Below are 15327 nucleotides of genomic sequence, written 5' to 3' on the forward strand. Positions count from 1 at the left end.
GACACTGCCACGGCTGCACTACGTTAAAGCCGTGGGATTCTCCCGTCTAGCCCAGCTCTATGTCTACGAGTGCAAAGGGAAATTCAGCAGCCAGTACAGCGCAGTATTTATTGAGGTCATTCTTTCCTATCTTCCCTCTGACCAAAGCATCTATCTTAAGGCGGATTCTTCTGAGTGAGTAACTCAGGTTCAATAGAGAAGACCGTGTATGCCTACGGATGAAGGTTCATGAAGCGCGACGCCACAGGCAAGTTTGTTAGCAATTGGAACTCGGAGACGAAACAACGAGTGAGCGTATCTCTTACCAATACAGCATGGCGATCGCTCGATAAAGAGGCTTATAGGCGAGGAATTTCTCGCTCTGAAGTCATTGAACGCTTTGCCCGCAGTCTTGAGAGCGAACAGTTGTTCTGTGCCCGAGAAACTGAGGGCAAGGTAGCAACGATTCTTGAAAGCATTACGGATGCTTTTGTCGCCTTCGATCGCGACTGGCGATACACCTACGTGAATCGGGCGGCGGCTAAAATCCTGCACAAAACGCCAGAAGAGCTAGTGGGAAAGCACGTTTGGAACGAGGTTTTTCCTGAGTTGGTCGGTGGAATTGCCGATCGGGAACTACATCGGGCAGTGATGGAACAGGTTCCTGTTTCCTGGGAAGAATTTGGGGAGCCGGTTCAGCGTTGGTTAGAGGCGAATGCCTATCCCTCTGCGGAGGGTGTAGCGGTTTATTTTCGAGATGTGACGGATCGCAAGCTTGCGGATGCAGAACGAGAACGGTTGTTGCACGAGCTGGAAATTGAACGCGCCCGATTTGAAGCCGTTTTGCGACAAATGCCTGCTGGAGTCATGATTGCCGATGCGGCATCCGGTAAATTAGTTCTGGCGAACGAACAAACCAAGCAAATTGTTGGGTATGGCTACGAACAATTGCTGGAGATTGAGGACTATGCACCCCTTATTCCCAGTGAAATCTTTCACTTAGATGGTCAACTCTATTCGCCTCATGAGTATCCATTGGTGCGATCGCTAAAAACAGGTGAAGTCGTTACCAACGAAGAGATAGAAATTCATCGAAATGATGGTAGCCGCATTTTCATTAACGTCAACTCAGCACCAATTTTAGATAACCAGGGGCAGATTGTTGCAGCCGTTGTTGTCTTCCAAGACGTGAGCCAACAGCAAGCTGCGCTACACGAACGCAAACTTGTAGAGCAAGCCTTACGCGAGAGTGAATCGCGGCTACGAGGTTTATTTGATGCAAATCTCATTGGCATCATCATCGGAGATTTTCAAGGCAATATTTTAGAAGTTAACGACGCTTGGTTAGCGGTTTTGGGTTATACACGGGAAGAAGTTTTATCGGGGAATGTAAATTTCCTTGAAATTACCCCACCAGAGTATCGGCATCTAGATCGGCAGACAATGGCCCAAATGAAACAGGTTGGCTGCCATGCGCCGTTTGAGAAAGAATATATTCGTAAAGATGGTACTCGTGTTCCTGTCTTGATTGGAACTGCTTACCTGGGAGGAGCAGACGATTTAGGAATCGGATTTCTCATTGATTTGACAGAGCGCAAACGACTGGAATCGGAACTGGAGCAGCAAGAGCAACAGTTCAAAATGGTGGCTGAAAATGCCCCGGATATTATTAGCCGAATTGATGCAGAGTTTCGCTACCTTTATGTCAGCCCTTCTATAGAACTGGCAACAGGTATTGCATCAGAGCAATTTCTTGGCAAGACTAATGCCGAGCTAGGAATGTCAGAAGACATATATCGTGTTTGGCATGACAGTTGGCGGCAAGTCTTTGCAACAGGCTCCGAACAGACGATTGAATTTAAGTTTCCGACTCCAAAGGGTATTCGATGGTATCAGTCGCGTATTGTCCCTGAATTTACTTTTGATGGCTCCGTAGAAACGGTATTGGGGATTACTCGTGATGTGACCGATTACAAACAAGTTGAACAGGCATTACGAGAGAGCGAAGAACGCTTGCGATTAGCACTGACAGCGGCTCAGATGGTTGTCTGGGATATGGATTTGCAGAGCAATCGAGTGGTGTGTTCTGGTAATGCTCTAGACGTTTGGGGTCTTCACGAAGGGACGGGAGAAGAGTTTGTTGCGCTCATTCATCCAGACGATCGACAACAGGTACTCCAAGCGACGGTAGCGGCAATGGCTGGAGAACAGCCCTACGCACCGGAGTATCGAGTAATTTGTCCAGACGGCGTTGTGCGCTGGCTCAACAGTCAGGGGCAAGTCTATCGGGATGAGACGGGGCAAGCAGTTCGCATGATTGGCGTTTCGGTTGATATTACAGAACGCAAACAGATCGAAGCAGAACGCGATCGCCTTTTAAAACGAGAACAATCTGCCCGACTCGAAGCCGAAACCGAGCGCAAGCGGTTGCATGACATCCTGATGCAATTGCCTGCCATGATTGCCATTGTTAAAGGTGCCGATCTTGTGTATGAATTTGCCAATCCCACCTACCTGCAAGGGACTGGACGCACTCTAGACATCATTGGTCAACCACTGCGGCAGGTTTTCCCGGAGTTAGAGGGACAAATTTACTTTGACGTGCTTGAACAGGTTTACCGGACGGGAGAAACATTTATTCGGGAGGAGTCACCTACTTACTGGGATCGGAACGGCGATGGGGTGTTGGAAGAAGCATTTTTCCACTGCATCTTTGCAGCTTGGCGGGATGCTGAGGGAACCATTCAGGGTATGTTGATTTACAACATTGAAGTGACAGCCCAGGTGCGGGCAAGGCAACAAATTGAACAACTGCTCAAGAACCTCCAGCAGAAAGAAGAAATTCAGCAATTCCTAATCGAATTGAATGACGCAATTCGTGCCATTCAAGAGCCGAAGGAAATTATGTGGCAAGTGGTTTGTGCCACAGGCCAACACTTCCAAGTTACTCGCTGTACCTACGGTGAAATTGATCCAACTCAGGAATACGTCATCGTCGATCGCGACTATTGCAATGGTGTAATCAGCATCGTCGGTAGCCATCACATGGATTCGTTTGGTCGTGAACTCATTGCTGAATTAAAGCAGGGCAAAACTATCGTCGTAGATGATGTCGATCGCGATCCTCGGACTGCCGGATCGGGGGCTGCTACCTTTGACGCAATTCAAACCAAATCTCTCCTGTGTGTTCCCTTAGTGAAAGAAGGGCGATTTGTTGCATTGTTGGTGTTGCACCATGCCTCTGTTCGCCACTGGACCGAGGAAGATGTGGTGCTGATGGAGCGAATTGCTCAAAAAACCTGGCTAGCCGTGGAGCGATCGCGGGCGGAAGAGGAATTGCGAGAAAGTGAAGCTAATCTGCAACTCGCGCTGAACGTCGGACGCATGGGAACGTGGGACTGGGATATACAGATGGACACTGTAACCTGGTCTGATGGACACTTTGCCATCATAGGACTTCAACCAAATGAGTACGAACCCAGCTATGAACTGTGGGCTAAAAGTGTTCATCCAGACGATATAGCCGTAGCAGAAGCAGCAATTCAACAAGCGCGGCTGGAGCGAACGGAGTATCACCACGAATATCGCATCCTTTGGCCGGATGGTTCCATTCATTGGGTAGAAGCCAGAGGACGGTTTACCTACAATACACAGGGAAAGCCGATCCACATGATCGGCATTCTCATTGACATCACACAGCGCAAGCAAGCCGAACAGGAACGGGAACAACTACTAGGGCGCGAACGCATTGCCCGTTCAGAGGCAGAAGCGGCACAGCACCAATTAGCCACTATTTTTGAAACGTCTCCGATTGGACTTGCCCTATTAGATGAAAAGCAGCGATTTATTGCCATCAACGAAGCATTAGCAGAAATTAATGGATTAACCCGCGAGCAACATTTAGGAAATTCCATTCCAGAACTTTTTGGTCAATTCGATCCCAAATTAGTTGAAGTCTTTCATCAGATCTACACCACAGGAAATCCCTTTATTTCACCAAACTTTGCGGTGAATGTTCCCGGACGCGGCGATCGCCGTCCCGGTTACTACAACGTTTACTATCTTCCGACTGTGAACTCAAATGGTCAGGTTGAAGGGGTTTTAATTTATGTAGTCGATGTGACTGAGCGCGTCAGGCTAGAGCTTGCCCAACACTTTCTCTCTGAGGCGAGTGCAGTGCTGGCATCCTCACTCGATTATCAAACGACTTTAGAGCGAGTCGCGCAGCTTACAGTGCCGAAATTAGCGGACTGGTGTACGGTCCACATGATAGAAGAGGATGGTGCGATCGAGCAGATTGCAGTGGCTCACGTTGACCCTGCCAAACTGGAATGGGCACATCAGATTAGAGATAAGTATCCTATGAATCCGGATGACCCTCGCGGTGCTGCATTTACACTGCGAACTGGACAACCTGATTTGGTGCCGGAGATTCCCGATGAACTGTTGGTACACGCAGCGCGGGATTCAGAGCATTTAGAGATTCTACGGCAGGTTGGCTTCAGATCCGTAATGACGGTGCCACTACGAACTCAGGCACGAATTCTAGGGGTCATCTCCTTTGTTTCAGCCGAATCTGGACGCCAGTACACCCCGACAGATTTGGAACAGGCAGAGGAATTGGCTCGTCGTGCTTCCTTGGCGATCGACAATGCTCAGTTGTACCGGGTGGCTCAACGCGATCGCACAAAAGCAGAAGCCGCTAACCGAATTAAAGACGAATTTTTAGCCGTATTGTCCCACGAGTTGCGCTCGCCCCTCAATCCGATTCTGGGCTGGACAAAATTGCTGCGAACTGGGCGATTAGATGCCACAAAAACGCAGCAAGCGCTGGAAACGATCGAACGCAACGCCAAGCTGCAAGCCCAATTAATTGAGGACTTGTTGGATGTCTCGCGCATTCTGCAAGGAAAAATGACGTTAAACGTCGCTCCTGTGAATCTAGCGGCAATGATTGAGGCTGCCCTAGAAACGGTACGACTGGCAGCCGAAGCCAAACACATTCAAATCCAGACCACATTTAATCCTATTTCAGGAACGGTTTCAGGCGATACCAATCGCCTCCAACAAATCGTCTGGAACCTGCTTTCCAACGCTGTCAAGTTCACCCCAACCGGAGGACGCATCGACGTGCAACTAGAGCAGGTTGGTATGTACGCTCAGATTCAAGTCAAAGATTCTGGAAAAGGCATCAGTCCAGACTTCTTACCCCATGTGTTTGACTACTTCCGTCAAGAAGATGGTACAATAACCCGACAATTCGGCGGATTGGGATTAGGGCTGGCGATCGTCCGTCATTTTACCGAACTGCATGGAGGAACCGTTCAAGCAGACAGCTTAGGACAGAACTTAGGGGCTACATTTACCATCCGGCTACCGTTAAACATCGTAGAGCCGGAACCCTCTTCTGATGACAGGCACGCAGAAAGTGCGGCAGACTTAGCAGGTGTTCGGGTCTTGGTTGTGGACGACGATGCAGATATGCGGGAGTTGGCAGCATTCACCCTGATGCAATCTGGCGCACAAGTTACGACAGCCGCTTCGGGGGTACAGGCGTTGGCCCTCCTGAATCAATCTGTCCCCGATCTGCTCTTATGTGACATTGGAATGCCAGAGATGGATGGCTATGCCCTGATTCGACAAATTAGAAAGTGGTCACCCCAACAGGGAGGTATGATTCCTGCGATCGCACTTACTGCCTATGCCGGAGAGATCAATCAGCAGCAAGCCTTAGCTGCCGGATTTCAGATGCATATCTCCAAGCCTGTTGAACCTGAGGAATTGGTAAAAGCGATCGCCCGTTTGCTGAGACACTGAATGATTTGAGGATTAGCCTAATGCTGCTTGGTATAGATTTAGGAACAGGCTCTGCTAAGGCATTGCTCCTAGCGACAGACGGAACCACTATAGGTGAAGCATCAAGCTCTTATCCCGTTCATTCACCCCACCCGGGATGGGCTGAGTCGGAACCAGAAGATTGGTGGTTAGCTGTTGCCTCGGCTGTTAGGAAGGCAGTGGGAGATCGCGCTGATGGGGTACAGGCGATCGCACTTTCAGGACAAATGCACGGCGTTGTCCTAGCTTCGGAGTCGGGTCAGCCCCTGCGCCCTGCTATCCTTTGGGCAGATACTCGCTCTAGTGCCACGCTTAACACTTATCATTCGCTCGATGCAGCTATTCTAGAGCGCTTGGGCAACCCGATTACGGCTGGAATGGCTGGTCCAACTTTGTTGTGGCTACGAGAACACGAGGCTACTGTCTACACCGAAGCGCGTTGGGCACTTCAGCCAAAAGATTGGCTGCGGTTACGGCTGACTGGAGAAGTTGCAACCGAACCATCTGATGCTAGCGGTACTTTGCTTTACGATATTGTGTCGGACAACTGGGCTGGGGAAGCAATCGGGGCGCTGAATCTACGTGGTGATTGGTTACCAAAAATTATCCCCTCTAGTGCGATCTCCGGCTACCTAACAACTATTGCTTCAGAGCATCTCGGCTTACCTGTTGGCTTACCGGTTATCGCCGGTGCTGCGGATACCGCAGCGGCGGCACTTGGTAACGGACTACTAGAGCCTGGATTGGTTCAACTAACGATCGGCACAGGCGCTCAAATCATTACACCTCGATCGCAACCAATTATCGATCGTCATGGTCGTACCCATCTCTATCGAACCGCCCTACCTAACCAGTGGTACACCCTTGCAGCAATGCAAAATGCCGGCTTAGCGCTTGAGTGGGTGCGAGGTATCCTCGGCTTAAGCTGGCAGGAAGTCTATACTAAAGCGTTTTCTGTTCCCCCAGGATGTGAAGGGTTGACATTTTTGCCCTACCTCACGGGTGAGCGAACTCCACACCTCGACCCCTATGTACGCGGGGCATGGGTGGGGCTGGGACTTCATCACACACAGGCGCACCTGATGAGGGCAGCTTTAGAGGGAGTTGCTTTTGCTTTGCGACAAGGTTTTGAGGCACTTGAAGCAACAGGTTTTAAAGCGACAGAACTGCGTTTAGCAGGCGGTGGAACTGCAGAAATGCCTTGGAAACAATTACTGACCGATGTATTGAGAATACCCCTCTATTCAACTACAGTTGCTGCGGCTTCCGGACGTGGTGCTGCTCTACTGGCGGGTATCGGAATTGGCGTATACGCCGATGCTAATGACACCATCAAACTGGCAGGCACACCAATGCTTGCTGCCACTCCCCAATCAGTTGATCCAATCCTAGAAGAGGCTTGGTTTCGATATCAATCCCTTTATCCACGACTTAAGAAAATGTCATAGGAGTTATGCCTAAAGGAGGAGGTACTAGAACCTATCCACAAATTACTCTTAAGCTAAGACTGATTAACATCAGTCAAATAAAATAACTAAGTCTACTACAAGAAGAGGGAGATATTACATGAATATATTAGCTGGAATTAAGCTACCAAAATCAGTCGAGGCCTCGGATGTATATATACGGTGTAATGAATCTGCCTCTATAAGCTACCAGGAAGATGACAAAAAAGTTGTTTTATCTCGGGGTGGTGTTGTCTCCTCAAATTCTTACTTTAATTCGTTTTACGAGAGATATTATACTCAATATACAACTCTTAGCTCTATCTACTATGTGCTGAAACTTGAAGGCGATTTTAAAGTTTCTGTTTACCGAGAATTTGATGGACAAAAAAACAAAGAAATTATTTCTGAAGAGAGCTTTGAGAAATGTCAGTTCTCTGATCCTGTAAAAATCTCACCAATAAATCTCCTTCAAGGTAAAAAAGCGGGCAGAATATATTTTGAAATAACTTGTTCTAGTGAACAGGGTGAATTTAAAGGGGCCTGGATAGCAACCGATCAAAGTAAAACTAGAGAAGCATCCTTGGGGATTGTAATTTGCACCTTTAAAAAAGAGGACTTCATACAAAATACATTAAGTGCAATTTTTCAAGATGAATTACTAGAAACCAAGGACTTTAAAGTATTCGTGGTTGATAATGGTAGAACTTTAGATGAAGCTGATTTCGGAAAGCCAAAACTGAGGCTAGTTCCTAATATAAATGCTGGTGGAAGCGGGGGCTTTACCAGAGGGTTGGTAGAAGCTTTAGAGGAAGAAAAATATTCTCACTTTTTGCTTATGGATGATGATATAGAGTTAGAAAGTGAATGTATTTATAAATTATTTCCTTTGTATGAATACGCCAATTCGGATTTTGCTGTAGCGGGTGGACTGCTAAATTTACAAAAAAAGCATATGTTGTATGAAGCAGGAGCATCGTACAACGCCTATTCTAAAACTAGAGGATTTGGACCTGGGGCATTAATTGCTTTAAATTATAATATCGATTTACGAGATTCTAATTCTCTCAACAGGTTGCTCAAGGAAGAAGATGTAGATTATGGCGGATTTTGGTTTTTCTCTTTTTCTAAGGAACTCGTTGAACAAACTAAATTACCGCTGCCTTTATTTATCAAAATAGATGATGTAGAGTTTGGCTTAAGAATAAAAGAGTTGGGCAATAACATTGTAGCTTTTCCATCACTTGCGGTGTGGCATCAACCAGCGGCGGCCAAAAATGTAAATTGGGAAAATTATTATTATATCCGCAATGATTTAATAGCTTATTCCATCCATTATTCTCCAGAATATATGGCTGCAGTTGAGCATTTGACAAAAGTAATACTTCAGGCTTTAGCAAAATTTGATTACAATCATGTAGAGATGGTTGTAAAAGCTTTTGAAGACTATCTAAAAGGCCCAGATTTTATCAAAAACACTGACCCAGAAAGCTTTCACATGAGCATTGTACAGCTTAGTAAAAGCTATAACAACCAAAATGAGGTAGATAAAGTAGCTGGTACTAACCTTTTGACTAGGTGGTTTAAAGTTGCTGCTGAAGGTAGTAATGAATGGTCATCCGTAAGGGAAAAATGGAAAAGTGCTGCCCAGGAGATAACATCTACTATATTTTGGCAGCAATACCTTGGGCTAAAGAAATAGAATTGACCGCCTCCACTGGTTGATGGTTGACAGCTTAGGCCGCCAGCAACTCAACCATTCACAACAAAAGCGCCTTGGGATTAATTGTGGTAGTTGACACTCCCCCGTCACAACGTAGCTTGACGGGGGATTCTTCCTTCACAGCTTGATGCCAAGTAAAAGCAGTGCCTTTACTTGGTCTTACTCTAGGTCCAGAAGCTACTGAGGTATGCCCTACGTCTCAAATTCGTAAACCTCGATTTCTAATGTTTTTAGCTGCATGGATGTTTCTATAGCCATCCTAAATCATTTGTGAATTTCTTACTCCCTCCCCTTGATAAGGGGAGGGTTGGGGTGGGGTCAAAAATTTACGACTCCTGCAAGGATTGCTATATCATGGTGAGGGCCACATTAGGGCATTCCCACTTTCTGATATCCGATGAAAGCCAATTTACAGCAGATTGCAAGCTTATAGACGGCAATAGCAGCATTTAGAAAACCAGTTTTTTAGATGTTGAGGATTAATTAAATCAAGTACGAAGTGCGACCCGGATTTAGTATCAGATGGAAGCAACTTGAGTTAAATGATGACATAATTTTCGCCCACAACAGATTGAGTGACCTGTGGTTCCGGCTCTATTGGGTCGCTGTAATGAGTGTCAATGTATTTCATGAAACTTTCCCGATAAGCTTTGAGATGCGAGTTAAGTGCTTCGATATCCTGCTCTCCTGTCGCGAAACCCCTCTCTCTTCTGAAGTGACCGGATTCCTTAACAAAAGCCATGTCAACTTGCCACAAAGCTGAATCCACCGGGCGATATGACAAATCAACAATATCGTAAGCTGCGAAGCCTTGGGACTTCATAAAACTCATTACATCATACATCTGACCGAACAAAGTAACTTCTACAATTACATATTCAGTCTGCTGCAAAATCTCAGTTGCTCCTGCTAAAACATCTAATTCCTGTCCGTCTACATCAACTTTAATTAAATACGGGCCTGGCAAATTTCTTTCCCTGCATATTCCATCCAAGGTAATTGCTGGTATTTTTCTCAAATAAGGATCGCTGCTGTCAGTAACGCGATTTTCAGAAATGGAAGAATGCAACATAGAGGGACTGACGTTAAGCGTGAAAACTCCCGCTTCTTTCGTCGCGGCAGCGATAATGTATTCCGCACTTTTGAGCTTGCGGCAAATTTTGGCGAGGTAAGGTTCATTTTCGGCGATGGGTTCAATTAGCAAATGTCGGGAATTAGGGAAAGTATCGTAAAGGTTAAAAGTTCCCAATGCCGCACCGACATCAATCACAGTTTTTGGTTCAAAACCTAAGTTTTTAGCCAGCAGCAAGCTGCCTGACATTGAGTTTCTGAGAATTCCTGTTTGTTGTTGGCTCACAATTTTTTCCGGATTTCAATGTGGATATAATTAATATTATGTCTTGCAGCAGAGTTATTGTATGTCCGAATAAAGAAACGAAGCAATCGCAAACCTCGGCGATTGCTTCCCTTCGGATCGCAATGACACAAATAGGTTTTAACTGAGATATTGCACCATTGTAAAGCAGTTTTTTAGGAACAGGCAAGATGCCTGTTCCACAAGAAAATTTACTCGTGGAACAGGCATCTTGCCTGTTCTTGAGAATGGTGCAAGATGTGAGTTTCAATGCAACCTGCTACTATTTCGCGGATTTCTGCGCCTTGTTTTCCGGTTCCACAGATTGCAAAGCTTCGTCGAGAATGGCCCGTGCTTCTTCGGCTTTACTTCTAGCTTCTCGATAGCGGACATTAGCTTGAGCGAAGTTTTTGAGAACCTTGAAACCATCTTTCAAACGACCAATTTCCTCGGCAGTCACAGCCTCATCTGTAAACAAAATGTCGATCGCCGCCCGGATTTTGAGTGCTTCTTCGCGGGATTCCATGACTTTCAATTTGAGACTTGCCAAATTGCTCAAAATCTGGACGGCTTCAGTAATCGCGTCCTCGCCTTCAGACGCAGCATCTTCGATATCCTTAACTTCAACAAACTGCTTGGGCCCAAATCCCTCCACGAGTTCCGTAGGCAGCTTGCCCTCATCCATGAGATCCATCAGGCGATCCATCGCTTCTTCCCGGGCTTTGGCTGAATCTTTCCCTTTGACAGTTAAAATAATTTCGGGGCTTTGAGGAAGTGTATAGCGAACCATATTTTGACAGCCTGTGCGCGAAAACAATTGAATGATATTTTATCTTTATTCGATCGCCAGTTGCAGCTATCAATCCGCTCCATTACCAACCGCTTGCCAAAACTTGACACATATACACTCAAAAGGAACCCTCGACAATGAAAGATAAATTTCTTAACTTGCTTAACTTGCTTTTAGTAGCTGATGTGTTTTTCGTCTTTGCCATTTTTGGGTGGTTTGTGATCGCAGTAGCAGGTCGATCGACTGGGGTGAATCTCGGTTTTGATTTGTGGTACAGTCTGTGGCAGCCCGTATTTAATCCCGCCCTCGGAATTCTCATGGGCGGTGCTATTCTCAGCGGTATAGTTAACCAAGTTTCTAAACGCCTCAATCCCAAGTAAAATTGATGTTTTGTTTGAGACGGTGATTGGCGATGCGACTGAGTTGGCGATCGAACTTGTGGGATGCGTCAGAGATGAGGCACTCCATTAGGTCGATGAAGCTTGAAAATACATAAGTAGTCAAAAGTGAGTGAAACGCTCCCCAAAGGAGCGAGATCTTATAAAAGCAATCACAAAAGTTATGATTGCTTTACATTCTGTTACAGGGTAAAGTTTATTTTCGCCTACCTATTTAGGTCGGAAATAAGGATTGGACGATCGGGATCTAAAAAAATCAAGTCATGTTCTGAGTAACAAAAGTCGGGCATTAATTATGGGAGAACAAAAATGTATCGGTATCCTCACCAGCGGGGGTGACTGTGCAGGCTTAAACGCAGTTATCCGAGCCGTTGTCCACCGCGCAACGGGAACTTACAATTGGAAAGTGATGGGCATTCGTCAAGCCACCAAGGGATTGATGAGTCGTCCCCCTCAAGCAATTCCCTTGGATATTGAGAAAGTAGACTCGTGGCTCACCATTGGCGGTACGATGCTAGGCACGACAAATGAGGGCAATCCTTTTGCCTTCCCGATGTCTGATGGGACTCTACGCGATTGTTCTGAGGACATTATCGAAGGCTATCACCAACTAGGTTTGGATGCCTTAATTGGCATTGGTGGCGATGGCAGTCTTGCCATTCTCAGGAAGATTGCTCAACAAGGTAATTTGAATTTAGTTGCTATTCCTAAAACTATTGATAATGATGTCGGAATTACCGAGCGTTCTATCGGTTTTGATACGGCTGTCAATATTGCTACTGAAGCACTAGATCGCTTGCATTTTACTGCGGCTAGTCACAGTCGCGTTATGATTGTTGAAGTCATGGGACGCGATGCCGGACATATTGCGATCAGTGCCGGAATTTCTGGGGGAGCTGATATAATTCTGATTCCGGAAATCCCTTACAAAATTTCCCAAATCTGTGCCCAAATTCAAGAACGCCAAGACCGGGGAAAAAACTACTGTTTAATTATAGTAGCGGAGGCAGTTCGCACAGAAGCAGGCGAGTTAGTAATGCACACAAATCGCTTAGGTCAAAGTCGATTAGGCGGAATTGGTCAGTATTTAGCTGATACAATTTCTGACTGTAGCGGTGCAGAAACTCGCGTCACCGTTTTGGGACATACTCAACGCGGGGGAACTCCTTCACCGCTAGAAAGATTAATTGCTTCGGCTTTTGGCGTGGCAGCAGTTGATTTAGTTGCCGAAGAGAAATACGACTGCATGGTATCTTGGCAAAAGCGGGAAGTTGTGAGCGTTCCTCTGGAAGATGCGATCGCCAAATACAGACCTGTAGAGTTAAATGGTACTCTGGTTAAAACGGCCCGCGGTTTAGGAATTTGTCTGGGAGACTAAACAATTACCCGTCCGATTTCTCAAAGTTTTAGTCCGGGACGCACTCAGAACCACGAAACTGGGTTAACCGAGACTGAGGTGTGCTTAAAAAACCACGGTGCTCACCGGCCTTGCTTCCACGACTAATATTAACCTGGAAGTAGTGGCGTTTCAACTATGATTAGTGTACCTTGCAATTAGTTCCGAGCGAGTATCGACATCGAGTGCGATCGCACTCGGAACTACAAAATACCGCAACAAGTAGAAAGGTGAGAAATTGACACCATTTACTGCACAAATTAGAGTGCGCCATTACGAAATGGACGCCCTCGGTCATGTCAATAATGCTGTCTACCAGCATTATTTAGAACACGCTGCGATCGAACATTTAGAACACTTGGGATTTACACTCGATCGCTACCGGGAACTGGGCGGCGTCTTTGTAATGCGGCGGATAGAGATTGACTATTTGCGATCGGCCGCTGCGGGCGATCGACTGGAGATATCAACTTGGATCGAACAACTGCGCGGCCCGCGCGCCGTCCGCCGCTACGAAATTCGCTTACTTGGAAATGACGAAATATTGTTAAAAGCCGAGGCGCTTTGGGTTTGGGTAGAAGTTACCACCATGCGACCGCGAGCAATTCCCAAACAAATAATTGATATTTTTGCATCACAATCTGAAGCATTACCAACATAGAAAAAAAATCAACTATATTTGCAAAATCCTGTAAAAATCTATTGGTTTGTAGTGAGGACTTCAGTCCCCTATTCCGCGTTTGTAGAAGTGCAAAAAGTTGATTGTGCAGCGGGCCGCAATTCCCGATAGCAAAAAGTCGGATCGCCCGCCTGCCAGTTTGGATGTCACAGAGGTACGATGGAATATAGGGAGGGAGGCCAAGCCGGCGAAGGTTAAGCTTGGTGACAATACCCACAGGAAGGAAAAAATGACACTTAACTTGCGGCGACCGATTTTAATAGGCGGAATAGGACTTTCAGCAGCGCTGTGGCTGCTGGAAACTCTACAGCATTCGGGTTCAGAAATGGGCGAAACGGCACTCATCGGTTTGGCTGCTGCCGGTGCGGGGTATTGGTGGTGGAAGCAACAATCCCCCAAACTCGAACTCGCACTCCCGCAACCCCTGGCGAACCGGGAAGCAGCCGAAAAAGCGATCGCGGCTTCAGAAGCCGCCATTAAATTGCTGGCTTCAGAAGCTCAAAACTCCGCCGATCCTGCTAATCTAACAGCAAAGCTCGATCGGCTCAGAAGCGAATTAGACAGACAAGATTTGCGGATTACCGTCACGGGCGGCAAAGCTGTCGGCAAAACTGCCTTAATTCAAGTTTTAAATTCTAATTGGGCATCTCAACACCCGCAAAAGCTTAGTTTACAAGAAACGGCACCGCTGTTTGCTAATACAAATGCCGATGCCAAAATCAATGGTGATTTAGCGCTGTTTGTGACAGCGGGCGACATCACAGATTCCGAATTTCAAACATTATCTCAGCTAGCTGCAGCAGGTCAGCGCGTGCTGCTAGTCTGGAACAAACAAGACCAATATTTACCAGAACAGCAGTCGCAGGTTTTGCACTCTTTGCAGCAAAAAATGCAAGGAATATTGGGAACCGAAGATATAATTGCGATCGCAGCTTCTCCCAATTCTATTAAAGTGCGCCGACACCAAGCGGACGGCACAGTTCAAGAACGCATCGAAAAGCAAGTCTCTCAACTCGACCCGCTGACGGAAATATTGACTAAAATCTTAACTGAAGAACGGCAACAGTTGGTCTGGGCGAGTGCAGTGCGCGAGGCTGCAAGTATCAAGTTAGAGGCAAAAACCTTATTAAATGCAGTCAGGCGCGATCGGGCAATTCCCATTATCGAACAATATCAGTACATCGCCGCCGCCACCGTGTTTGCCAATCCGGTTCCCGCTTTAGACTTGCTAGCAACAACCGCCATCAGCACCCAGCTCGTAATCGACCTCGGCGCTATCTACCAGCGAAAGTTTTCCTTAGACCAAGCTAAGACAGTAGCGGCTACTTTGGCTAATCAAATGTTCAAATTGGGATTAGTAGAACTGTCTACCCAAACTATTACTGGACTGCTGAAAAGCAATGCCGTCACCTATGTAGCAGGAGGCGCGGTGCAGGGAATTAGTGCAGCATATTTTACCAGAATAGCAGGACTGAGTTTAATTGAATATTTCCAAAGTCAAGAACTGGAAAATGCTGCCAAAGGCATTTTCAATCTCGACCAGTTGACTAAAACTTTGCAAGCAGTATTTACGCAAAATCAGCAAGTTTCCTTCTTGCAATCTTTCGTCAACCAGGTGGCGAGTCGCCTTTCATCTCAGGTATCTGGGCCCGAAACCGTTAAGTCGGCGGTCAATTAGAAGTAGTCCAGCATCTGATGTTGTTAAATTCGGTCGATCGCCCATGATAT

The 15327-nt window shown here is 46.5% G+C and carries 9 protein-coding genes; 7 read left to right on the forward strand and 2 right to left on the reverse strand.

The genetic code is table 11. From position 1 onward, the window contains the following. Window positions 1-228 precede the first annotated feature (228 nt). The 3 genes from QUA62_RS17590 (at window position 229) to QUA62_RS17600 (ending at window position 8961) form a co-directional block, all read left to right on the forward strand. On the forward strand, window positions 229-5796 hold the full coding sequence (locus QUA62_RS17590; RefSeq protein ID WP_333405690.1) for a PAS domain S-box protein: 5568 nt from the start codon (window positions 229-231) through the stop codon (window positions 5794-5796). Window positions 5797-5816: 20 nt separating this feature from the next. Next, window positions 5817-7262, forward strand: a complete 1446-nt coding sequence (gene xylB, locus QUA62_RS17595) for a xylulokinase (RefSeq protein WP_333405691.1) — start codon at window positions 5817-5819, stop codon at window positions 7260-7262. Window positions 7263-7380: 118 nt separating this feature from the next. Continuing rightward, window positions 7381-8961, forward strand: a complete 1581-nt coding sequence (locus QUA62_RS17600) for a glycosyltransferase (RefSeq protein WP_333289367.1) — start codon at window positions 7381-7383, stop codon at window positions 8959-8961. 559 nt (window positions 8962-9520) lie between these two features. On the opposite strand, the gene QUA62_RS17605 is transcribed toward QUA62_RS17600, so the two are convergent. Together QUA62_RS17605 and QUA62_RS17610 are read right to left on the reverse strand one after the other, a co-directional pair. Further along, on the reverse strand, window positions 9521-10339 hold the full coding sequence (locus QUA62_RS17605) for an FkbM family methyltransferase (protein WP_333405692.1): 819 nt from the start codon (window positions 10337-10339) through the stop codon (window positions 9521-9523). A gap of 280 nt (window positions 10340-10619) precedes the next feature. Next, window positions 10620-11126 carry a hypothetical protein gene (locus tag QUA62_RS17610; protein ID WP_006634121.1) on the reverse strand — a complete coding sequence of 169 codons (507 nt, stop codon included), beginning with the start codon at window positions 11124-11126 and terminating at the stop codon, window positions 10620-10622. Between the two features lie 137 nt (window positions 11127-11263). On the opposite strand from QUA62_RS17610, the gene QUA62_RS17615 reads away from it, so the two are divergent. The 4 genes from QUA62_RS17615 to QUA62_RS17630 all read left to right on the forward strand — a co-directional run bounded on the left by QUA62_RS17615 (window position 11264) and on the right by QUA62_RS17630 (window position 15277). After that, on the forward strand, window positions 11264-11506 hold the full coding sequence (locus QUA62_RS17615; protein WP_006634122.1) for a hypothetical protein: 243 nt from the start codon (window positions 11264-11266) through the stop codon (window positions 11504-11506). Between the two features lie 313 nt (window positions 11507-11819). Beyond that, window positions 11820-12902, forward strand: coding sequence for an ATP-dependent 6-phosphofructokinase (locus QUA62_RS17620; protein WP_333213620.1), 1083 nt, complete (start codon window positions 11820-11822; stop codon window positions 12900-12902). 256 nt (window positions 12903-13158) lie between these two features. Then, window positions 13159-13581, forward strand: a complete 423-nt coding sequence (locus QUA62_RS17625) for a thioesterase family protein (RefSeq protein ID WP_333405693.1) — start codon at window positions 13159-13161, stop codon at window positions 13579-13581. A gap of 103 nt (window positions 13582-13684) precedes the next feature. Further along, entirely contained in the window at window positions 13685-15277 is a 1593-nt protein-coding gene (locus QUA62_RS17630; protein WP_333405694.1) for a slr1306 family protein, read from the forward strand. Window positions 15278-15327: the final 50 nt, after the last annotated feature.

Origin of the sequence: Microcoleus sp. MON1_C1 (genome assembly GCF_036701945.1) — a bacterium.
GTDB lineage: Bacteria > Cyanobacteriota > Cyanobacteriia > Cyanobacteriales > Microcoleaceae > Microcoleus.